Below are 20,683 nucleotides of genomic sequence, written 5' to 3' on the forward strand. Positions count from 1 at the left end.
ACCCATCCCCTCAGCCACGCTTTCCGGAGGTTCCCATGAAGTACCTGGACGATGCCCGTGACATCAAGTTCAACCTCCTCGAATGGCTGGATCTGGATGCGGTCTTGAAGGCCGAGGCCTATCAGGAGGTCGATCGCGACCAGCTGGCCATGGTGCTCGACGAGGCGCTCAAGGTGGCCAAGGGCAGCGTGGCCGCCTGCAACGAGGTCGGCGACCGGGTCGGCGCCCAGTGGGAGAGCGGCAAGGTCCGCCTGCCGGACGGGTTCGCCGAGGCCTTCCAGGATCTCGCCTCCGGCGGCTGGATCAGCGCCACCATGAATCCCGAGTTCGGTGGCATGGGCCTGCCGGAAGCCGTGGGCACCGGCATCAGCGAGTACCTCATGGGCGCGAACACGGCTCTGGGTCTCAAGGTGCTGCTCACCCGAGGCGCCGCCCACCTCATCGAGACCTTCGGGAGCGACGAGCTGAAGGCGGTCTATTGCGAAAAGATGTACACCGGGGAATGGACCGGCACCATGTGCCTCACCGAGGCCGGCGCCGGCAGCGACCTGGGCGCGCTCACCACCAAGGCCGTGAAGCAGGCGGACGGCTCGTACCTCATCACCGGCGAGAAGATCTTCATCACCAGCGGTGACCACGAGCTCGTGCCGAACATCGTCCACGCCGTGCTGGCCCGCACGCCGGATGCTCCCGCCGGCCCCAAGGGGCTCAGCCTCTTCGTGGTGCCCAAGGTCCGTGTGAACGCGGACGGCAGCCTCGGCGCGCCCAACGATGTGGCCTGCGCGGGCATCGAGCACAAGCTGGGCATCCACGGCTCGCCCACCTGCAGCCTCGTGTTCGGGAGCAACGGCGGAACCCAGGGCTTCCTCCTGGGCCAGGAAGGACAGGGCCTCCCCCACATGTTCCTGATGATGAACGCCGCCCGGTACGAGGTGGGCGTCCAGGGCCTGGGCAACGCCAGCGCCGCCCACCAGGCGGCCCTGGCCTATGCGAAGGAGCGCCTGCAGGGCCGCGCCCCCGGGGCCGCCAAGGGCGCCTCGCAGTCGCTCATCGTCGAGCACCCGGACGTGCGCCGGATGCTCCTCATGCAGTCCGCCTACGTCCAGGCCATGCGCGCCCTCGTGACCTACACGGCCTGGTGCATGGACATGGCTCACGTCTCCGCCGGGGAGGAGCGCGACCGCTGGCAGGGGCTGGTAGAGCTGTTCACCCCCGTCTGCAAGGCCTGGTGCTCCGACTGGGGCTTCCGGGTGACCGAGTGGGCCCTCCAGACCTTCGGCGGCTACGGCTACACCATGGAATACCCCGCGGAGCAGTACCTCCGAGACTGCAAGATCGCCTCGATCTACGAAGGCACCAACGGCATCCAGGCCCTGGACCTGGTGGGCCGGAAGTTCCGCATGCAGGAGGGCCGTCCCGTGAAGGCCCTGATGGGCCAGGTGGGGGCCGCGGTCCAGGCCCTGGCCGCGGATCCGGTTCTCGGTCCCTCCGCCCGCCAGCTGGGCGAGGCCGCGAAGGCGTTGGGAACGGTGCTCCAGGAGATCCCCGCCCACGAGAACGCCGCCCTGCTGACGGGTCTGAACGCCGTGCCCATCCTGGACATGGTCGGCCACATGGTGGCGGGCCACTTGCTGCTCCAGCAGGCCGTCCTGGCCAAGGGGAAGCTCACCGCGCTGCTGCAGGAGCGAGGCGTGGACGCCGCCGATGCCAAGGCCGTCCAGGCCCTCCTGGCCGGCAGCTCCGAGGCCGCCTTCTACCAGAACAAGGTGCAGGCGGCGATCCACTTCGCCCATCGCGGCCTGCCCCTGGTGGCCGCCCAGGCGGTGGCTCTGCGCGCTGGCGAGACCGCACCCATGGAGGCGGTGTTCTAGGCACCTGCCCGCCCATGAGAAAGCCCCCTGGCGACAGGGGGCTTTTCCTTTGGTGGACCTGATCAGGATCATGGGGCCCGCCTCCGCGAGCCGTGCGAGCGGGAGCAGGCTCCAGTGGAGCCTGCGATAGGTGGGCTGACGACCGACAGGAGATATCGGCGAGGTCGTCCATGACAGAGAAACGGCGGCCCGAAGACCGCCGTAACCATGAGACTGGTGGACCTGATCAGGATCGAACTGACGACCTCTGCATTGCGAACGCAGCGCTCTCCCAGCTGAGCTACAGGCCCTGGATCCCCCAGTTTAGCGAGCTCTCGGCTCGCGTCAATGCAATGGATGGGGGGCCAGAAGATCCTCCAGGAAGAAGGCGGCGAGTTCTGCTCGGCCCTCCAGCCCAGCTTTGCGGTAGATGGCCTGCGCCTGCTGGCGGACCGTGGGCTCCCGGGTGTCACGAAGGGCAGCGATGTCCCGGGTGCTCAATCCCTTGAGTAGGAGCAGGGCCACCTCCCGCTCCGCGTCGGTCAGGTGCCACCGGTCGAACTGCTGGTCGATGGCTTCCGAGAGCCCCCGGAGCAGATCGGCGGCCTCCGCGCGCCAGTGGTTGGCCTCGGCCTGCACCTTGGCCAGGTCGCGACGGAGCCGATGGACATCCTGGCTGCGCGCCTGGAGCGCGCGAAACATCCAGAGCGACATGGCGAGTGCCAGGACCGCCGCCAATCCTTCGACGATGAGATGACCCCAGCCTGCGGAGCGGAGCAGGCGGTCGGTCGCCAGATCCAAGATGAGCAGGGCACCTACCGCCAGCAGCGCCAAGGCGAAGGCGCGGGTCGGGTGCCATCGGCCTTCTGTCGGATCCTCCCGTCCAATGCCTTGCCCCATGAGGCCCTCCCTGCATCGGCCATGCGTTGGATGGCCCGTCTTTTCACTGTGGCTGATGCTGCTCAGGCGGGAGGCTACCATGACCGAAAATGGTTCGACTTCAACGGAATCCAAGGATGATCCAGCATCCCACGTGACGATCCGGGTCTGGGACCTGCCCACTCGCCTGCTGCATTGGGCCTTGGCAGGCCTCTTTGCGGCCGCGATGGTCCTGGCCGGGCTGACGTCGGAGCACAGCCCCGCATTCCGGTGGCACATGCTCGCAGGTCTGATGATGGTCGCGGTTGTGGCGCTAAGGGTGGTGTGGGGGCTCTTCGGATCGAAACATGCCAGGTTCGGCTCCTTCCTGTGTGGCCCGGGGGCGCTGTGGCGTTACCTGGGAGACAGTTTGAAAGGCAGGGATGCCAGGCAGGCCGGCCACAACCCAGGGGCTGCCTATGGGGCCATCGCCATGCTGGTTCTGTCGCTGGCGATCGTCGCGACAGGTCTGATGATGCAAGGGCGGAAGGATGCCTTCGAGGATCTCCACGAAGCCTTGGCCTATGGGATGGCGGCGGCCGTGGCGGCCCATCTCCTGGGCCTGGGATTCCATGCTTTCCGCCACCGGGACCGGACGATCGGGAGCATGGTGACTGGCCTGAAACGGGGCATGGGAAAGGAGGGAATCTCCTCGTTCCACCGCATTCCGGCACTGGTTGTGCTCCTGCTCTTGGGCGGATGGGGCGCCGTCCTGGTGACCTCCTTCGATGCCCACACCGGATCCCTGGTCGTTCCTGGGACTCAGGTCAGGCTGCAACTTGCAGAGGGAGCCGAGCGGGGCGGCGCGCCCCTCTCGGAGGATGACGACGACTGAATTCCGCTCCAGATACGACAGGAGGCCGCCTTTCAGCGGCCTCCTGCATCGTTGGCTTGGCCTGGGTTGCCTACATCAATGCCTGCATGATCTTGTCCAGCTCGGCGGGGCTGGGCTTGAGGAGATCCTCGCCCAGGGTGGCCAGGGGCTCGTCCACCAGGTTCAGCACCTCGGGGAGGGGGGGCTGGGTGGGGTTGATGTAGAGCAGGCCCGTGAGGAACTCTCCCTTGGCCATGGACTCATGGATGGCCTTCATGGCGCCGAAGCGGTCCGTGGGCTCGTAGCCCTCGTGGATGGCCTTGATGGAGACCTTGGAGCCGTCGGGGAAGGTGACGATCTCGGTCTCGCCGGCGGGGATGTCCACTTCTTCCACCTCGGAGTACTGGATGAAGCCCAGGTCATGGAGGGGGAAGTCGTGGTCCTTCACGTGCTTGTAGGATCGGGTCGAGGCGTCGTGGTTGTTGAAGGTGACGCAGGGGCTGATGACGTCGAGGACCACCGTGCCCTGGTAGGCGAAGGCGGCCTTCAGGATGGCGTTCAGCTGCTTGGGATTGCCCGAGAAGCTGCGGGCCACGAAGCCACAGCCCAGCTCGATGGCCAGGGTGCAGGGGTCGATGGAGGGGAAGTCGTTCACCGCGCCGGACTTCAGGTGGGAACCCTTGTCGGCGGTGGCGGAGAACTGGCCTTTGGTGAGGCCGTAGACGCCGTTGTCCTCGATGATGTAGATCATCGGGATGTTGCGCCGCACGGCGTGGACGAACTGGCCCATGCCGATGGACATGGAATCGCCGTCGCCGGAGACGCCGATGTTGATCAGCGTCCGGTTAGCGAGGGAGGCGCCGGTGGCGATGGAAGGCATGCGGCCGTGGACGCTGTTGAAGCCCCAGCCCTGGTTGATGAAGTAGGCGGGCGTCTTGGACGAGCAGCCGATGCCGGAGTACTTGGTGACGCGGTAGCCCTCGAGGCTGGACTCGAAGGCGGCGTTGATGATCTGGGCGGTGATGGAATCGTGGCCGCAGCCGGCACACAGGGTGGACTTGGAGCCCACGTAGTCCTGCTTGGTGAAGCCGAGCTTGTTGGTGGGGGCGGAGGGGGCCGGGGTGGCAGAAGTCGTGGTGGTCATGGTCGGCTCCTCAGTTACTTCTGCTCGAAGGCGGTGATCTGGTCCACGACGGACTTGGCGTCGATGGCGTGGCCGTCGTAGTGCAGGACGCTCTTGAACTTGGTGGCGTGCTCCGGATAGGTCTCACGGAAGAGGTTCGCCATCTGGCCGTCGCGGTTCTGCTCGACCACGTAGACCACCTTCTTCTCCTTCACGAAGGCGTCCACCTCGGCGGTGAAGGGCAGGGCCCGCAGGCGCAGGTAGTCGGTCTTGAGCCCGCCCTCGGCCAGGATGTCCTGGGCCTCGATGACGGCGGGATCGCTGGAGCCGAAGGCCAGCACGCCCTTGTCGGAGCCCTGGTTGCGGAACACGGGGCCCGGCACGTGGGACTTCGCCGTCTCGTACTTCCGCTTCAGGCGGTCCATCACCTCGAGGTAGTCCTCGGGCTTCTCGGAATACTGGGCGTAGGCGTTGTGGCCGGACCCGCGGGTCAGGTAGGCGCCCTTGCCGCCGGGGGTGCCGGGCAGGGTGCGGTAGGGGATGCCGTCCCCGTCCACGTCCTTGTAGCGGCCCCAGTCCTTCACCTCGGCCAGCTGCTGCTGGTTGAGCACCTTGCCGCGGTCATAGGGCTTCGAGGGGTAGGCGAAGGGCTTGGAGGACCAGTTCTGCATGCCCAGGTCGAGGTCGGTGACGACGAAGATCGGCGTCTGGAACCGCTCGGCCAGGTCGAAGGCGTCGTAGGCGAACTGGAAGCACTCCTCCATGTTGCCGGGGTAGAGGTTCACGTGCAGGGTGTCGCCGTGGCTGCACTTGGCGCAGAGCTCGACGTCGGACTGCTGGGTGCGGGTGGGCAGGCCCGTGCTGGGGCCCGTGCGGGCGACGTTGAAGAACACGCCGGGCGCCTCCACGTAGTAGCCCAGGCCGATGAACTCGCTCATCAGCGAGACGCCGGGACCGGCGGTGGAGGTCATGGAGCGGGCGCCGGCCCAGCCGGCGGACAGCACCACGCCCGCGGAAGCCAGCTCGTCCTCCATCTGCACGATGGCGACGGTGGACTTCCCGGTCTTGGGATCCTTGCGGTACTCCTCGGCGTACTCGATGAACGTCTCGACCAGGCTGGAGGCCGGGGTGATGGGGTACCAACCCACCACGGTCACGCCGGCGAAGAGGGCGCCCAGGGCGCAGGCCTCGTTGCCGTCGATGATGATGAGGCCCTGCGTCTTGTTGTCGCGCACGACCTTGATGTGGTCCTGATCCTCCAGGTTTTCCATGGCCCAGTCGTAGCCGGCCACGCAGGCGGTCTGGTTCAGCTCGATGGCCTTGGCCTTGCCCTTCAGCTGCTTGGCGATGGCCTTCTTGACCTCCTCCATGTCGATGCCGAGCAGGCGGGCGGCCACGCCCACGTAGATCATGTTCTTCACGAGCTTGTGCAGCTTGGGCTCGGGGCAGGAAGCTGTCACGAGCTTCTGGAAGGGCACGGGCGTGTAGGCCAGATCGCTGCGCAGCTTGTCGAGCTGCAGGGGCTCGTCGTAGATCACGAGGGCGCCGGGGTCGGCCTTGGCGATGTCTTCCTTGGCCGTCTCGGGGTTCATGAGGATCAGCATCTCGTTGCTGGCCTTGCGGGCCACGTAACCCTTGGCGCTGGCGCGGATGGTGAACCAGGTGGGCAGCCCCGCGATGTTCGAGGGGAAGAGGTTCTTGCCGCTGACGAACACGCCCATCTGGAAGATGGCGCGCAGGAGAACCGTGTTAGCCGTCTGGGAACCCGATCCGTTGACCGTGGCCACCTGGATGGAAAAATCATTGATCCGGGTTTTCGCTCCACCGACGGGCGAGGGGGCGGCAAGGGCGGCAGTCATAGGACTCCTTTCTCAGCGGGGCAATGGCGACGAAGAGGGCGTAAATACTAGGTTCACCAAAGCATCCTCGAGTATGGCAGAGGCCACCGAGGGCATCCAGGCAAGGTGTCGGAACCGCCTTCTGGAGGGATCTGAAATAAAGCGAAAAAAAAGGGATTGACGACCCAGGGATCGACTCTTACTTTGAAGAGCATGAAAGCCAGCGATCTCACCAAACGCCAGCAGGCCGTCCTGATGTTCATCCGCACCTTCGTGCAGGAGGAAGGGCGAAGCCCGACCCTGGCGGAAATCGCGAAAGGGGTGGGGTCGAGTGCCGTCTCAACCATCCACAAACACGTCCAGCACCTGATGGACAAGGGATTCCTCGTCCGCAGCCACGGCAAGGGGAACAACCTGGTGGTGGCCGCGGGACCGGTGATGGATGAGGTGTCCCCGCGGACAGAGCGTGCCGAGCCCCTGAGCCCCGTGCGGATCTTCCCGTTCTGTGGGGATGTGGCCGCCGGTTCCCCCATCCTGCCCGAGAGCCGGGCCCTCCCCATCGAAGTGCCGAACAGCATCCACCGGCAGAAGGAGGAGCTCTTCGTGCTGAGGGTGCGGGGTGACTCCATGGTGGACGACGCCATCCTCGACGGGGATCTGGTGGTGCTGCAGCGCAAGGGCGAGTATCGCAACGGCGACCGGGTGGTGGCGCTCATCGACCAGGAAGAGGTCACTCTCAAGGAGTTCCGAAGGGACAGCAGGGGCGTGTGGCTCATTCCCCACAACCCCGAGCTCCAGCCCCGCTGCTACGCCCCCGAGAACATCGACATCCAGGGCGTGCTCGTCGGCGTCATGCGCAGCTGTTGACGCTGACAGAGCATCCATTGGCGTCATGCGCAGCTGTTGACGCCGACAGAGCATCCATTGGTGTCATGCGCAGCTGCCGAAGGCCGAGTGCTCTCCTGGAAAAGATGAGATATGCGGAGGATCGCTGAAGGGCTGAGGAAAGCGGAGAACAGAAACAGGCCTTCACCTGCTCTCCGCTTTCCTCCCCTGCGCCACAACCCCCCGCTTCTATAAAAGTTTTTCCAGAAGACCTGAGATGCTGCTTCTAGGGCAGCCGCTCGCGGATGGCCCGGCCCATCGCGGCGGTGCCATGGGTACCGCCGAGATCATGCGTCTTCGCGCCGTCACGCAGGGCGGCTGCCACGGCTTCTTCCACCGCCATGGCCTCGGGTTCCCAGCCCAGATGGCGGAAGAGCAGGGCGGTGCTGAGGATCATGCCCACGGGGTTGGCCAGGTTCCTTCCCGCGATGTCCGGCGCGGAGCCATGCACCGGTTCCGCCAGGACCGCGCAGCGGAAGGGGCGGTGGGGCGCCCAGCTCAGGGAGGGAGCCGTGCCCATGCCCCCGGCGAAGGCCGCGGTGAGGTCGCTGATGAGGTCTCCCAGGTAGTTGTCGGCGGCGATGACGCCAAAGGGACGGGGATCCTGCACCAGGGCGCAGAGCAGGGCATCCGCGTGCATGGCGCGGGCGGACACCTCGGGATGCAGCGCCTGGAGCTCCTGGAACAGCCGCACCCAGAGGCCGTGGCCATGCTTGAGCACATTGGCCTTGTGGGCCAGGGTGAGGACGCGGCCCCGTTGCGCGGCCCTGACGAAGGCCGCTTCCAGCAGGCGGCGCACGGCCGGCGCGGTATGCACCGCCAGATCCACCGCCCGATCAGGTTCGGTGCTGCCCTGGAGGCAGTAGGGGCCCTCGGTGTTCTCCCGGAAGACCTCGAGGTGGAGTCCTTCGGGTCCGGTACCGGGAAGGGGCCGGCAGGGGCGGAAGTTGATGGTGAGCTCCAACCCCTGGCGGAGGCGCAGGAGGATCTCCTCGGCATGGCGCCCGTCCGGCACCCGCGGATCGCCCACGGCCCCGAACAGGATGGCGTCGAATCCGTCGCGGAGGTCGGCATAGGCGGCCTCGGGCAGAGTCTCGCCCGTGGCGAGGAAGTGCTCCGCCCCGTAGGGCATCGGGACCGCCTCCAGATGGCGTCCCCGCACCCTGGCCCAATCCAGCAAAGGTCTGGCCTCGGCCATGACCTCTGGACCGACCCCGTCGCCGGGGATGAGGGCAATACGTGTCGCGACATTCAACGTGTCTACTCCGTTTTCTGTTTCTGTGCCAAACCGATGGTGCCACACTGCCACCCCTCGGGAGGCGGCCATGGGCGGGGGATGGAGGGCGGCGATGGGAATCCTGGCGATCTTCGGGGCGGCCAGTGCAGGGGTGGTCAAGGAGGGCATGAAGGCCCCGGCCTTCGAGGCCCCGGACCAGCACGGGACCCACGTCCGCCTGGCGGATTTCCAGGGTAAGTCGGCCGTGGTGCTCTATTTCTATCCCAAGGACGACACGCCCGGCTGCACCACCGAGGCCTGCAGCCTGAGGGATGGGTTTGCCGCCATCCAGGCCGCGGGGGCGGTCATCCTCGGGGTGAGTGCGGACACCACGCAGAGTCACAAGGCTTTTGCCGAGAAGTTCCACCTGCCCTTCAGCATCCTGGCGGATCCCGACCGGCGGATCATCGAAAGCTACGGGGTGAAGATGCCCCTCCTTGGCATGGCCAAGCGGATCACGGTCCTCATCGACCGGCAGGGCATCGTCCGGAAGGTCATCACCGAGGTCCGCACGAAGGACCACGATCAGCAGGTGCTGGCCCTTCTCAAGAACCTGTCCTGAAGGCGGAAAAGCCGCATTTGCGTTGAGCCCGGCGGGTTTTCCGGGCTAAACTTATTTCTCCCAAGAGGTTCAGGAATGGTCTTCTTCAACCACGCCACCCGGCAGATGACGGCGAAGATCGTCTACTACGGGCCCGGCCTGTGCGGAAAGACTACCAACCTCAACACCATCTACAGTAAGACGAGCCAGAAAGCCCGCGGGGAGATGGTCAGCCTCAACACCGAGACGGACCGGACTCTGTTCTTCGATCTGCTGCCCATGGACGTGGGCGTGGTGGGCGGCTTCAGGACCAAGCTCCAGCTCTACACCGTGCCCGGCCAGGTGTTCTACAACAGCACCCGCAAGCTCGTGCTCAAGGGCGTGGACGGGATCGTCTTCGTGGTGGACAGCCAGGTGCCCATGCTGGACGCCTGCCGCGAGAGCTGGATGAACCTGGAGGAGAACATGCGGGAGCTGGGGCTCAACCTCCAGGACATCCCAGTGGTTTTCCAGTGGAACAAGCGCGACCTGAAGAACGTGGTCTCCGTGGACGAGCTGGAAGCGGTCTTCAACCCCCGGGGCGTGCCCAGCTTCCAGTCCGTGGCGTCGGACGGCACGGGTGTCTTCGAGACCTTGCGCGGCATCACCAAGCTGGCCTTGTCCCACATCAAGACCCATGTGCTCGAGGAGCCTCAGGCGGCTCCCGGTCCCATGGCTTCCAGGGCTCCTTCCGAATCGTCCGAGATCGAGGCCCTCACCCTGTCGGATCTGCCATCCGTCACGGATCTCCTCGACATGGACGGTCCCGTCCAGCCGTCCGGGATCGGCCCGCTGCCGGATCTGGACGACGATACCGGCATCTTCATCGAGGCCCCCCATCTGCCGGAACCACCCGCGGAGGACGACGGTCTGGCCTTCCTCACGGAGGAGGGCGAGGCCGGGTTCGATGCCGAGGCCTTCTCGGCCTTCCAGGGGGAAGCCGTGGCCGCCGAGGCCCAGGGGCCGGCCGCCGAGGCCCAGGGGCCGGCCCCCGAGGCCTTGACGCCTTGGGAACCCGCACCCGCCGTCCCCCCGCCCGCGCCCAAGCCCATCGTAAAGGCTGATCCGCTGGCGGCCCTGGCCTCCCTGAAGGTCGAGACGCGGCGGTCGGCCCCGCCCTCCAAGAACCCGGATCCCAGGGATGCGATTTCGTCGCTGCTCGAGGAACTGACCCAGGTGGGCCGCCAAGGTGCCCCGTCGGTGCTGCGGATCGAGGTTCCCTCGGATCTGGAGGGCCAGGAGATCGAGGTGGTCGTCCAGCTGCGCCGCCAGGGGGTGGTCCTGGCCGAGGGGCAGATCCAGCGGCCGGCCCCGGCCAAGGGCAGCACGGCCAAGCTCAGCGTCGAGCTGAAGCGGAGCTGAGATGGCCTTCCGTCCACATGCCTTCTGCCTCGCGGCCCTGCTCGCGGGGCCCCTGGCCGCAGCCCTGCCCGGGTGGTGGACCGCCTTCCCGAAGGTGCCGGTCCTGGCGAGCCGCTTCCGCCAGGAGAGCGACAGCGCCGTATTCGGGAAGATGGCCCGGGAGGGAAACCTGCTGCTGGCCCGGGGTGGGAAGCTCAAGGTGACCTACGACTCGGGCCTGACCGTGACCTCCGATGGCCGCCATCTGGTGCAGTACGATCCCGACACGCGGACGGCCCAACGGGTGGAACTCGCCCGGGCCGTGCGCGACTTCCCCCTGCTGGGGATCCTGCTGGACCCCGCCCGGATCGGGACCCTCTACCGGGCCGAATCCGCCGGCGGGGAGGCCGTGAAGCTGGTGCCCCGGGCGCCAGACATCCCCGCCCTGACCGCCACGGGACGGAAAGGGCTGCTGCACACCCTCGAGTGGACGGATCCCACGGGAGCCCGCCAGCGGCTGGAGCTGCTGGATGCGAAGGTCGCCCCGCCGCCCGCGCCCTCGGCCTTCAAGGCCCAGGTGCCGGCCGGTACCCGCTGGGCTACTCCGAACGGCTGAAGGCGTCGAACACTTCCGCCTGCGGGAACCGCTCCCGCAGCCAGACATCCAGCTCCGGCACCGTGTCGAAGATGCGTTCGGCTCCCGCCTCCTCCAGTTCCCGCCGGCTGCCATAGCCCCAGCCCACCCCGATGGCTTCGAGGCCGTGGTCCCGGGCCGCGACCATGTCGACGCCGCGGTCGCCGATGAACACGCCGCCGGGCCAGAGGGTGCCCTGGCGGACCAGGCCCGCCACCACGTCGGTCTTGGGCTGCCAGCGCCCCTTCAGGGTGCTGCCGAAGATGTCGTCGAAGATGAGGTTCAGATCGAACTGGTAGGCGATGCGCCGGGCGAAGAGGGTCGGCTTGGCGGACACGATGTAGATGCGGTGCCCCTGGCGCTTCAACCGATGCAGGAGGTGGAAGACACCCGGATACAGCTCATGCTCGAAAACGCCGTCCTCCCGGTACCGCTCCCAGTAGAAGTCCAGGGCCTCCTCCAGCCGCTCCGGATTCTCCAGGCCCTGGAGCGTGGCCAGAGATTCGCGCATGCCGAAGCCGATCCAGCCGCGGACGGTGGTTTCGTCCGGAAGGACCAGGCCGAAGGCGTCGCAGGTCTTCCGCAGACAGTTGCGGACGCCCAGCAGGGGGTCCACCAGGGTTCCGTCCAGGTCGAAGCAGACGAGGCCGGGCGCCTCCTCCGAAGCCGTCATCGGTATCCTACTTCTTCTGCTTGTCGAAGGCCTCGATGGCGGCCCGCACGAAGGCGTGGGCCTCGTCCTTGCCACCCCAGCCGTCGCTGGAGACGCTCTTGCGCTCGAGATCCTTGTACGTGAGGAAGAAGTGCTCCACCTCGAGCAGGAAATGCGGGGGCAGGTCGCTGCGGGATGTCACGTGGGCATAGGTGGGGTCGTCCGTGGCCACGGCCAGGACCTTCGAATCCAGGCCCTTGTCATCCCTCATGCGCAGCAGACCGATGGGCCTGGCGCGCATCACCACGCCGGGATAGGTGGCGCCGTTGATGAGCACGAGGATGTCCGCGGGATCGCCGTCCTCGGCCAAGGTGCCGGGGATGAACCCGTACTCGGCCGGATAGTGGAAGGGGGAGAACAGCACGCGGTCCACGTGGACCAGGCCGGTGTGGTGGTCGATCTCGTACTTGATCCGGGAGCCTGTGGGGATCTCGATGATGGCGTTGACGATCTCGGGCGCCTGCTTGCCGGGATCAAGGTGGACCAGAGACATGGAAGCTCCGCGAAGACCTCGATTTTCACATGTCCTGTGATGCGCGTCACGCGCTCAGGTGGTCCGCTCCAGGAGGCTGAGGAAGGCTTCGCGTTCCTCGCCCCGGGGCTCGGCCTCGATCACTCGGCGGAGGGTGGCTTGCGCCTCCGGAAGGCCCAGGTGTGCCAGGGCCCGGGCGGCGGCCAGGCGCACCGGCGGGGGCTCGGAGCTGGCGAACAGTCCCTTCCGGCGCAGGAGGTCGGCCAGGGCGGGCAGGCTCCGCGGGGACGCGATGAGGCCCAGGGTATCGATGGCCTGGACGCGGAGGCGTTCCTGGACGCGCCGGTCCTGGGCCAGCCCGGCCACCTGGGCGACGCTTCCCTCGGCGCGGAGCTGGCCCAGGGCGAACAGGATCTCCTGGAGCGTCTCGAAATCCGTCTCGCCCAACCGGGCCAGGAGATGCGACTCCGAGGCCGGTCCCCCAAGCCGCCAGAGGGCCCGCACCGCCGTGCGGCGCACCCGGGGCTCCGCGTGGCGCAGAAGGGGGGCGATGGCGGGCAGGCAACCCGCATCCCCCAGGTCCGCCAGCAGCGTGAGAGCGTTCCGTACCAGGTACCAGGCCGGCGAAACCAGGGCCTCCTGCAAGGGGGGAAGCGCAAGGGGGCCCAGGCCGCGCAAGGCCTCTACCAGGCGGCCTCGCCGGGTGCGATCACCTTCATCCTCGAGCCGGGCCACGAGGTGGCGGGCCATGGGCGCTCCGAGGAATTCCAGGTAGGGCTGGACCTCGGCGACCATCTGGTGCCGGTCCACCCCCAGGATGTGGGTCGCGGCGGCATCCAGCAGCTCGGGCCTCGCCAGGGCCGCCCGCAGCCGTCCCACGGCCTCCATGCGCCATGGCTGCGGCTCTTCCAGGAAGGCACACAGCTCCTCGAGCTCCCGCAGCTCGGAAACCACCCGGCCCAGCTCGCCCCGCAGGACCGTGGCCGCCAGGAGGGCGTCCAGGGCCTCCGCGGTCCACCGGTGCACCGGGGGCTCCGGCTCCCAGGCAAAATGGGCACGGAGGGCCTCGGTCAGGGCGCCTTCGCCGCCGGGCGGCAGTCCCGGCTCATGGGCCCACTTGGCCACGCCGGCCAGGGTCTGGGCCGCCTTGAGCCGGACCTCGACCCGGTCGTCGCGGAGCGTGTCCAGCAGGAGGTCCTGCACCCGGAGGAAGGCGTCGAACTGGCGGAGGTCCAGCAGCTCGCGAAGGAAGGCCAGGCGCTGGACGAGGCTCAGCTCGAACAGGTGGCCCTCCTCGAGGACCTTCACCAGCTTGGCCTCCAGGCTGAGGGCCTCCCAGTCCGCCTGGCGGAGCAGCAGCTCAGCCTGGCTTGCGTCGTGGCCGGCGCTTCGGAGCTGGGCGGCCAGGATGCGAACGAGGGATTCGCGGTCAGGCAGCGGAAGCAGGATGCGCTCGAGGGGACCCCGGAGCTGGGGCCAGGTCGCCCCCAGGGCCAGGGCGGAGGTGACCGACACCGAGAGGATCTCGCCCGCCAGGGCCTTGATGCCCAGGGCCAGCCCCGCGGGATGGGCCGGCAGCGAAGCCAACCCTCCCAGGAGGCTCAGCTGCACGTCCGGCTCCAGGCCCATGAGGATCTGGCGCAGGGTTCCGAGCTGGGCCGGCGAGGGCATGGTGTCATCCAGCCCCAGCTCATGGCCGAGGGGGCCGAGGCCGCTCAGGTCCGTGGCCTGGAAACCCTGCAGGAATCCGAGTCCCCGCCGCCCGCCGGGCCCAGGAGGGCCCGGGATGCCCGGCAGCACCGCCAGCAGGGCCTCCCGGATGGCCTTCACCAGTGGATCTTCAGCGGGTCGCGGGGGCGCGACGGTCGCCGGCTGGGCCACGACATCCTCCTGCCCTTCATGCACCGCCTGGTAGCGGATCTGCGACACCTTGATGCGCCGCACGTCCGCCGCCTGCAGGAGGAACTCGAGGCCCCCCAGCTCCTCGAGCTTCTGGGGCTTGAGCGCGAGGGCCTGGAGGAAGGCGAGGCACTCCGCCTCGGTGACCCCCCGCTCGAAGACGAGGCCTCCCACGCCCCGCTCGGACACCAGCCGCACCAGCACGGCGACATGGGGATTGCGGCCATCCTGGACCGCGCCATCGACGAAGGCCTTGGCGCCGGTGACCACGAACTGGAGGCGCCCAGTCTCCGCCAGCCAGCGCTCCAGCTCGGCATGGGCGGCGCCCACCGCATCCTTGGCCCGCGGGTGGGCCGCGGTGTACATCTGAAGGGCCTTGAAGGCCAGGGCCAGGGCCTGGGCGAGGGAGAGGAAGTCGCTCATGGGGGCGTGGCCTTCATGGGATCGGACCATTCCCGGCGCAGCTGGGCGTAATGGGCCTCCAGGAAGGTCAGGCGCCGCCGGCCCTCCTCCCGGGCGGGCTCGGTGTTGAAGCTGGCGGTGATGCCCCTAGCCAGGTCCAGCCAGGCCTCGCCGCGCCGGAGGATCTCCGCCGTGGTGATGGGCTGGAAGGCGCCGCTGATGCAGCCGAAGTGGATGAGGCTCGCCGCGCCGATCTTGCTGAGCTTGTCGCAGTCCCAGAGGCAGGCGGTCTCCAGAGGCTCCAGCCGCTTCGTGAGCTTGAGGCCCACGTGGTGCTCGATGGCGTGGCGCACGGCGGGGATCTTCTCCGGCGGGAAGTCCGTGGTCGATAGGATTTCCTCCACCCGGGCCGAGGCGTCCTGGGCGTGGGTGTCCTTGGCCTGGGGGTCCTTCAGGCGCTTGGCCACGTCATGGAGCCAGGCCGCGCACTCCACCACCTCGAGGTCCGCGCCCACCAGGGGCGCCAGCCACCGGGCCAGGAGCACTGCCGCGTAGGTGTGCTCGAAGCGGTAGTTGAAGATGGGCTGATACTCGCCGTTCACCTGGTGGCCGATGCCCCAGAACCGGATGGCGTCGGCATCGGAGAATTGCCGGAGCGCCAGTTCGCAGGCAGGCCGCCAGGGAGTCGTCATGGGCAAACGTCCTGGTGGGCGCGGAGGGCGCCAAGGGTGGCGTCGATCTCCTTGAACATCACCCGGTCGGTCCAGGGGGCGCAGGCCTCCGCCAAGCGGGCGACCAGGGGCTGGAGGCCCGCGGCCGGAGCGAGCCCGACAATGCGCAGCCCCTCGAGAGCCATGCGGGCCTCGATGGCCAGCACCTGCTCCAGGGCATCCACGGCGCGCAACAGCTTGCGGGCGGCGATGGGGCCCATGCTGACGTGGTCCTCCTTGCCCGCGCTGGTGGGGATGGTGTCCACACAGGCCGGGTGGGCCAAGCCCTTCATCTCGCTCACCAGGGCGGCCGAGGTGACGTGGGCCATCATGAAGCCGGACTCGAGGCCGCCATTCTGGGTGAGGAAGGCCGGAAGATCCGAATAGGCCGGGTTCACGAGGCGCTCCTGGCGGCGCTCGGAGATGCTGGCGAGGTCCGCCGCCGCGATGGCGAGGACATCGCAGGCGAAGGCGGGATACTGGCCGTGGAAGTTGCCACCGGAACGGGACTCCTGGGTGTCTGTGAAGATCATCGGATTATCCGTGGCACTGTTGAGTTCCCGCTCGAGGATGGCACCGGCGAACTGGAGGGCGTCCCGCGTCACTCCATGAACCTGGGGGATGCAGCGCAGGCTGTAGGCGTCCTGCACGCGATGGCAGTCCTTGTGGCTTTCCGAGATCTCGCTGGAGGCGCCCAGGATTTCCCGCATGCGCTCGGCCACGGCGATCTGGCCCGGGTGGGGCCGCGCGGCGTGGATGCGGGGGTCGAAGGCGGCGCGGGTGCCCCGCAGGGCCTCCAAGCTGAGGCCCGCGATCTCATCCGCCAGGGCCGTCAGGCGCGTGAACTTCTCCACGGCCAGGTTGCCCAGCGAGGTGATGAGCTGGGTGCCGTTGATGAGGGCGAGCCCCTCCTTGGCCTGGAGGGTCACCGGCTGCAGGCCGGCCTGGGCCAGGGCCTCGCCGCCGGGGATGTGGCGCCCTTGCGACCAGGCAAGGCCCTCACCCACCAGCAGCAGCGCCATGTGGGCCAGGGGGGCCAGGTCGCCGCTGGCGCCCACGCTGCCCTGGCTGGGCACCACGGGCACCACGCCGCGGTTGAGGCATTCTGCCAGCAGGCGGATGGGTTCGGGGCGGATGCCGCTGTGGGCCTTCAGCAGGCAGTTGATGCGGGCCGCCATCAGGGCCCGAGTCTGGTCCACGGGCAGGGGCTCGCCCACGCCGGCGGCGTGGCTGCGCACGAGGTTGAGCTGGAGCTGCTGGAGCTGGTCCGGGGGGATCACCACCGTGGCGAACTGGCCGAAGCCCGTGTTGATGCCGTAGACCGTGCGGCCCTCGGCCACGATGCGGTCCACCACGACCCGGTTCTCGGCCACGAGGGCCAGGGCGCCTTCATCGAGGGAGACGCCCTCGCCGGCGGCGATGCGCGCGAGCAGGGGGGCGGTGAGGGAGCGTCCATCGAGGCGGATCATGCGGGCACCTTGCGGGAGAGGGTGAGGGCGAGGAGGAGGGCGAGGCCCATGGTGAGGCCGGCCACCGTGTAGGAAGCCTGGCCGCCCCAGCGGGCGAAGGCGAAGGTGCCGACGGCCGGGCCGATGATGCGCCCCAGGCCCGTCATGGCATTCAGCACGCCGAAGAGGCTGCCCTGGTCCTCCGGCGGGGTCAGGCGGCTGGCGAGGGCCGAGCCGGCGGTGTTGCTCATGCCACTGCCCCAGGAGAGGGGGATGAACAGCAGCACGAAGGGCCACATCCAGGCGGCCTTCGGCATGAGGGGCAGGGTGATGCCCAGGAGGAGCAGCCCGGTGATGAGGGCCATCCGCTCGGGGATGCGCTTGGACACCATCCGGACGAGGCCGCCCTGGTAGATCACCATGAGGATGCCGATGCCCGCGAAGAGGAAGCCCACCTCCCGCTGGTGGAAATCGAAGCGGGCATGCACGAGCAAGGCGAAGGTCCCCTCCATCATGGAGAACCCCGCCATGGCCAGCAGGGACACGATCAGCAGCTGGGGCATGCCCGGGCGCTTGAAGGCCTTCACCAGGGCATGGCCGCGGGTCTCGCGGGACCGCGCCCGCGCCTCCTGGTCCAGCGTCTCGGGCACCCACAGGGCCACCAGGAGTGAGGCGGTCAGCGACAGCCCCGCCGCCACGAAGAAGGGCAGGTGCCAGCCGCGGGTCGCCAGCAGGTGATGCCCGAAGGCGCTGCCGCTGAGGATGCCGGCCATGGCCGGGCCCAGCACGAAGCCCAGGCCGAACGCGGCGCCGATCATGCCCATGGCCTTGGAGCGTTCCTCCGGGGCCGAGCTGTCCGCCATGGCCGCCTGGGCCACGGAGATGTTGCCGCCGGTGATGCCGTCCAGGATCCGCGCCGCCAGCATCCACTCGAAGCGGCTGGTGAGGGCCAGCATCAGGTAGCCGATGGCCGAGCCCACCAGGCTCATCCACAGCACGGGCTTGCGCCCCACTTTGTCCGAGGTGCGGCCCAGGATGGGCGAGGCGATGAACTGCATGAGGCTGAAGCTGAGGAAACCCACGCCGGCCCAGAAGGCTCCCGGGGTGGTGCCCGTTCCGCCGAGGCCGAGGAAATGGTTGACGCCCTCCATCCAGGCGCTCGGGTGGTCCGCGATCTCCTTGGCATAGAGGGGCAGGATCGGGATGACGATGCCGAAGCCCAGCAGGTCGGTGAACACGGTGAGGAAGATGGCCAGCCTGGCGCGCTTGGAAGACGGCATGAGGATCTCCAGCCGACCAGTTTAGCTTGGGATGCGTCTCAGCTTCCCAGGGCTCTCTGGATGACGGCCTTCAGATCCTTGAGCTGGTAGGGCTTCTGGAGGAAACCCGTCGGTCCGCCCTCGGGGAAGGTCTGGAGGGAGTCTTGCTCCGAATACCCGCTGCTGAGGACCACGGGGATGGTCGGATCCAGGTTCCGCATGGTCCGGAAGGCCTCCCGGCCATCCAGGCGCGGCATGGTGAGGTCCATGATCACCAGATGGAGGTCCTTCCCGTGTTCCCGGAAGCGCTCCAGGGCCTCGAGGCCATCCTGGGCCACCAGCACCTGGAATCCGAGTGAATCGAGGGCCATCCCCGTGGTCCGGAGGATTTGCTCCTCGTCGTCCACGAGCAGGACCAGACCGCGGAGGAGAGGCTTGTCGGGCATCGGGACCGGCGGCTCCGCGCATGTGGAGGCCCCCTCCACGGCGGGGAAGCAGAGCCTGAACCGGGTTCCCAGGCCGACCTGGCTGCGGATGTCCAGCCCCGCGCCGTGGCCGCGGAGGATTCCGAGCATGGCGGAGAGGCCCAGGCCGCGCCCCGTGGCCTTGGTGGTGAAGAAGGGGTCGAAGATCCGCTCCATGACCTCCGGCGTCATGCCGCAACCCGTGTCCTCGACCTCAAGGACCACGTGGCGGCCGGGTCTCGGAGCCTCGAGCCTGAACTCGTTCCGGAGGGTCGAGTCGTCGAGATCCAGGGCCGAGGTGGTGATGTGGATCGTACCTTCCTGGTCGCCGATGGCGTCAGACGCGTTGGTGACCAGATTCATGATGACCTGCTGGAACTGGGCCGCGTCGGCCTCGACGGCCGGGAGGGCCGGCGCCAGGTCCAGGTGGAGGCGGATCTTCCTGGAGATGGACACCTCCAGCAGGTGGGTCAGGTCCCGGACCACGGCGTTGAGGTCGTGGGGCCGGACCTCGAAGTGGCCGCGCCCCGAGTACGCCAGCATCTGCTTCGTCAGCTCCGTGGCGCGCAGGATGGCCGCTTCCATGTTTGCGAGGTAGGGACGGGCCCGGGAGGTGTCCTCGAGCTTGAGCTGGGCCAGGTTCAGGTTCCCCAGCACCACGGTGAGCAGGTTGTTGAAGTCATGGGCGATGCCCCCGGCCAGCACGCCGAGGCTCTCCAGTTTCTGGGCCTGGCGGAGGGCATCCTCGGCCCGCCGGCGGTCCGTGATGTCCGTGGCGATGCCGATGACGGATTCAAGGTGGCCGCGATCGTCGAAGACGGGTGTGAGCAGGTTGTCGAAGATCCGGTCCCGGAACCGGGCCACTTCGCGGGAGGGCTCACCGTGGAGGCTCCGGCGGATCTGGTCCAGCACCACCGGGTCCCATCCGGCGGGCTCCAGGAGGGCGGAGTGTCCCACCACCTCGCCGGGTCTCAGGCCGATCTTCGCGAGCCCCAGGCCTTCGGACAGGGTGAAGCGGCCTTCGGGATCCAGCTGGTAGATGATGGCCTCGGAATAGGCCAGGACGGTCCGGAGGCGCCGCTCGGCGATTCGCAGCGCCTGTTCCGCGGCCTTGCGGTCTGTGATGTCGCGGGTGATGGAGAGCAGGCAGGGCGTGCCATCCACTTCCATGAGCTTCCCGGACATGAGGCCGGTGACGACTCCGCCATCCTTCCGCCGGAACCGGGCTTCCAGGCCTGTGAACGCTCCGTGTTCCTGGATGAGCTGGACGGCCCGATCCCGATCCTCGGGGTCGGCCCAGATCCCCAGCTCCAGGACCGAGCGACCTACGGCCTCCTCCCGCGTCCAGCCGGTGAGGCGGGTGAACCCTTCGCTGACATCGAAGTAGGAGCCGTCCGCCAGCCGGGTGAGGTTGATGGCATCCGGGCTGGCCTGGAAGGCCTTCGAGAACTTGTCCTCGCTGAGTCGCAGGGCATCCTCGGCCGTCCTGCGCTCGATGGCCATGGCCACCTGGCCCGACACGAACACGAGCAGGTCCCGTTCCTCGGGGGTGTAGTGCCGGTCGCCCTCGTAGATCTGGATGGCCAGGACCCCGAACACGCCCTCGGCGCCCAGGAGGGGGGCCCCCAGCCAGTCCAGGAAATCCGTTCCGAACGGCTCGACTTCGCCTGAAGCCTCCAGCTGGTGGAGGATGTCCCGGTCCAGGAGCAGCGGCCGCTCCGTGCGCAGCACGTACTCCGTCAGCCCCCGGCGGAGTTTTCGGGGTTCCGGAACGGGATCCTGGGTGTCCACGAAATAGGGGAAGGAGACGGTTCCCGAGGGCCGGTCCCACAGGGCGAAGTAGAGGTTCTCCGCCGGCATGAGGTCGCGGATGATGGTGTGAACCCGGCCGTAGAGCTCTCGCAGGTCCGTGGCCCGCATGGCGGCTTCCGCGATGCGATAGGTGGCCTTCAGGTACCGACGCACCAGAGCCAGAGCCTCGGCCGGATCCCGGGGTTCCCTCGGTGGATGCATGGGCTCGTTATCGGCCCTTCCTGGTGGCCGCACAAGTAATGGATG

At 68.0% G+C, this 20,683-nt stretch carries 16 protein-coding genes, 1 tRNA gene and 1 pseudogene; 6 read left to right on the forward strand and 12 right to left on the reverse strand.

Translation table 11 applies throughout. The features are described 5' to 3' along the window. The first annotated feature begins 35 nt into the window (after positions 1 to 35). Positions 36 to 1,871: an acyl-CoA dehydrogenase gene (locus MLE42_RS11745; protein ID WP_243288076.1), complete on the forward strand. Its 1,836-nt coding sequence runs from the start codon at positions 36 to 38 to the stop codon at positions 1,869 to 1,871. 214 nt (positions 1,872 to 2,085) lie between these two features. Here MLE42_RS11745 and MLE42_RS11750 read toward each other — a convergent pair. Both MLE42_RS11750 and MLE42_RS11755 read right to left on the reverse strand, forming a co-directional pair. Further along, positions 2,086 to 2,161 (reverse strand) — tRNA-Ala (locus tag MLE42_RS11750). Positions 2,162 to 2,195: 34 nt separating this feature from the next. After that, complete coding sequence (locus tag MLE42_RS11755; protein ID WP_243288077.1) at positions 2,196 to 2,750, reverse strand: helix-turn-helix transcriptional regulator; 555 nt, start codon at positions 2,748 to 2,750, stop codon at positions 2,196 to 2,198. 79 nt (positions 2,751 to 2,829) lie between these two features. Between MLE42_RS11755 and MLE42_RS11760 the strand changes: the two genes are divergently transcribed. Then, positions 2,830 to 3,603, forward strand: coding sequence for a cytochrome b/b6 domain-containing protein (locus tag MLE42_RS11760; protein ID WP_243288078.1), 774 nt, complete (start codon positions 2,830 to 2,832; stop codon positions 3,601 to 3,603). A 70-nt stretch (positions 3,604 to 3,673) separates the two neighbouring features. Here MLE42_RS11760 and MLE42_RS11765 read toward each other — a convergent pair whose 3' ends face one another. Both MLE42_RS11765 and MLE42_RS11770 read right to left on the reverse strand, forming a co-directional pair. Beyond that, positions 3,674 to 4,726 (reverse strand): 2-oxoacid:ferredoxin oxidoreductase subunit beta, encoded by a 1,053-nt coding sequence (locus tag MLE42_RS11765; protein WP_243288079.1) that lies wholly within the window; start codon positions 4,724 to 4,726, stop codon positions 3,674 to 3,676. Between the two features lie 14 nt (positions 4,727 to 4,740). Next, entirely contained in the window at positions 4,741 to 6,564 is a 1,824-nt protein-coding gene (locus MLE42_RS11770; protein WP_243288080.1) for a 2-oxoacid:acceptor oxidoreductase subunit alpha, read from the reverse strand. 192 nt (positions 6,565 to 6,756) lie between these two features. Here MLE42_RS11770 and lexA point away from each other — a divergent pair, with 192 nt between their 5' ends. After that, entirely contained in the window at positions 6,757 to 7,410 is a 654-nt protein-coding gene (gene lexA / locus MLE42_RS11775) for a transcriptional repressor LexA (RefSeq protein WP_243288081.1), read from the forward strand. A 244-nt stretch (positions 7,411 to 7,654) separates the two neighbouring features. On the opposite strand, the gene MLE42_RS11780 is transcribed toward lexA, so the two are convergent. Then, positions 7,655 to 8,833: an isocitrate/isopropylmalate dehydrogenase family protein gene (locus tag MLE42_RS11780; RefSeq protein WP_338029970.1), complete on the reverse strand. Its 1,179-nt coding sequence runs from the start codon at positions 8,831 to 8,833 to the stop codon at positions 7,655 to 7,657. Between MLE42_RS11780 and MLE42_RS11785 the strand changes: the two genes are divergently transcribed. From MLE42_RS11785 to MLE42_RS11795, 3 genes and pseudogenes are all read left to right on the forward strand, one after another. Then, positions 8,778 to 9,266, forward strand: coding sequence for a peroxiredoxin (locus MLE42_RS11785; protein WP_243288083.1), 489 nt, complete (start codon positions 8,778 to 8,780; stop codon positions 9,264 to 9,266). The genes MLE42_RS11780 and MLE42_RS11785 overlap by 56 nt on opposite strands. 75 nt (positions 9,267 to 9,341) lie before the next feature. After that, positions 9,342 to 9,917 (forward strand): annotated as a pseudogene (locus MLE42_RS16390) (GTP-binding protein); the annotation flags it as partial. Between the two features lie 730 nt (positions 9,918 to 10,647). Then, positions 10,648 to 11,241 (forward strand): LolA family protein, encoded by a 594-nt coding sequence (locus MLE42_RS11795; RefSeq protein ID WP_243288085.1) that lies wholly within the window; start codon positions 10,648 to 10,650, stop codon positions 11,239 to 11,241. On the opposite strand, the gene MLE42_RS11800 is transcribed toward MLE42_RS11795, so the two are convergent. The 7 genes from MLE42_RS11800 to MLE42_RS11835 are packed head-to-tail and all read right to left on the reverse strand — an operon-like array spanning position 11,225 to position 20,638. After that, on the reverse strand, positions 11,225 to 11,932 hold the full coding sequence (locus tag MLE42_RS11800) for an HAD hydrolase-like protein (protein WP_243288086.1): 708 nt from the start codon (positions 11,930 to 11,932) through the stop codon (positions 11,225 to 11,227). The genes MLE42_RS11795 and MLE42_RS11800 overlap by 17 nt on opposite strands. 7 nt (positions 11,933 to 11,939) lie before the next feature. Beyond that, complete coding sequence (locus tag MLE42_RS11805) at positions 11,940 to 12,464, reverse strand: inorganic diphosphatase (RefSeq protein ID WP_243288087.1); 525 nt, start codon at positions 12,462 to 12,464, stop codon at positions 11,940 to 11,942. A gap of 54 nt (positions 12,465 to 12,518) precedes the next feature. Beyond that, a complete protein-coding gene (locus MLE42_RS16195) occupies positions 12,519 to 14,765 on the reverse strand; it encodes a HEAT repeat domain-containing protein (RefSeq protein WP_275975895.1) in 2,247 nt (748 codons plus the stop codon). After that, the gene (locus MLE42_RS11820) at positions 14,762 to 15,436 is read right to left on the reverse strand and encodes an HD domain-containing protein (protein WP_243288088.1); all 675 of its coding nucleotides are present in this window, start codon (positions 15,434 to 15,436) and stop codon (positions 14,762 to 14,764) included. The genes MLE42_RS16195 and MLE42_RS11820 overlap by 4 nt, the downstream gene beginning before the upstream one ends. After that, positions 15,433 to 16,923 (reverse strand): histidine ammonia-lyase, encoded by a 1,491-nt coding sequence (gene hutH, locus MLE42_RS11825; RefSeq protein WP_243288089.1) that lies wholly within the window; start codon positions 16,921 to 16,923, stop codon positions 15,433 to 15,435. Before hutH ends, MLE42_RS11820 begins: the two co-directional genes overlap by 4 nt. Continuing rightward, positions 16,920 to 18,182, reverse strand: coding sequence for an MFS transporter (locus MLE42_RS11830; protein WP_243288090.1), 1,263 nt, complete (start codon positions 18,180 to 18,182; stop codon positions 16,920 to 16,922). Before MLE42_RS11830 ends, hutH begins: the two co-directional genes overlap by 4 nt. A 38-nt stretch (positions 18,183 to 18,220) precedes the next feature. Further along, a complete protein-coding gene (locus MLE42_RS11835; protein ID WP_243288091.1) occupies positions 18,221 to 20,638 on the reverse strand; it encodes a PAS domain S-box protein in 2,418 nt (805 codons plus the stop codon). Positions 20,639 to 20,683: the final 45 nt, after the last annotated feature.

The sequence above is a fragment of the Geothrix terrae genome, assembly GCF_022808775.1.
Lineage (GTDB): Bacteria > Acidobacteriota > Holophagae > Holophagales > Holophagaceae > Geothrix > Geothrix terrae.

Coding starts and splice junctions, on each gene's coding strand:
- MLE42_RS11770 (WP_243288080.1), bottom strand. CDS start 6,564: ATGACTGCCGCCCTTGCCGCCCCCTCGCCCGTCGGTGGAGCGAAAACC.
- MLE42_RS11800 (WP_243288086.1), bottom strand. CDS start 11,932: ATGACGGCTTCGGAGGAGGCGCCCGGCCTCGTCTGCTTCGACCTGGAC.
- lexA (WP_243288081.1), top strand. CDS start 6,757: ATGAAAGCCAGCGATCTCACCAAACGCCAGCAGGCCGTCCTGATGTTC.
- MLE42_RS11830 (WP_243288090.1), bottom strand. CDS start 18,182: ATGCCGTCTTCCAAGCGCGCCAGGCTGGCCATCTTCCTCACCGTGTTC.
- MLE42_RS11745 (WP_243288076.1), top strand. CDS start 36: ATGAAGTACCTGGACGATGCCCGTGACATCAAGTTCAACCTCCTCGAA.
- MLE42_RS11805 (WP_243288087.1), bottom strand. CDS start 12,464: ATGTCTCTGGTCCACCTTGATCCCGGCAAGCAGGCGCCCGAGATCGTC.
- MLE42_RS11755 (WP_243288077.1), bottom strand. CDS start 2,750: ATGGGGCAAGGCATTGGACGGGAGGATCCGACAGAAGGCCGATGGCAC.
- MLE42_RS11780 (WP_338029970.1), bottom strand. CDS start 8,833: ATGCCCTCCTTGACCACCCCTGCACTGGCCGCCCCGAAGATCGCCAGG.
- MLE42_RS11795 (WP_243288085.1), top strand. CDS start 10,648: ATGGCCTTCCGTCCACATGCCTTCTGCCTCGCGGCCCTGCTCGCGGGG.
- MLE42_RS16195 (WP_275975895.1), bottom strand. CDS start 14,765: ATGAGCGACTTCCTCTCCCTCGCCCAGGCCCTGGCCCTGGCCTTCAAG.
- MLE42_RS11785 (WP_243288083.1), top strand. CDS start 8,778: ATGGGAATCCTGGCGATCTTCGGGGCGGCCAGTGCAGGGGTGGTCAAG.
- hutH (WP_243288089.1), bottom strand. CDS start 16,923: ATGATCCGCCTCGATGGACGCTCCCTCACCGCCCCCCTGCTCGCGCGC.
- MLE42_RS11765 (WP_243288079.1), bottom strand. CDS start 4,726: ATGACCACCACGACTTCTGCCACCCCGGCCCCCTCCGCCCCCACCAAC.
- MLE42_RS11760 (WP_243288078.1), top strand. CDS start 2,830: ATGACCGAAAATGGTTCGACTTCAACGGAATCCAAGGATGATCCAGCA.
- MLE42_RS11820 (WP_243288088.1), bottom strand. CDS start 15,436: ATGACGACTCCCTGGCGGCCTGCCTGCGAACTGGCGCTCCGGCAATTC.
- MLE42_RS11835 (WP_243288091.1), bottom strand. CDS start 20,638: ATGCATCCACCGAGGGAACCCCGGGATCCGGCCGAGGCTCTGGCTCTG.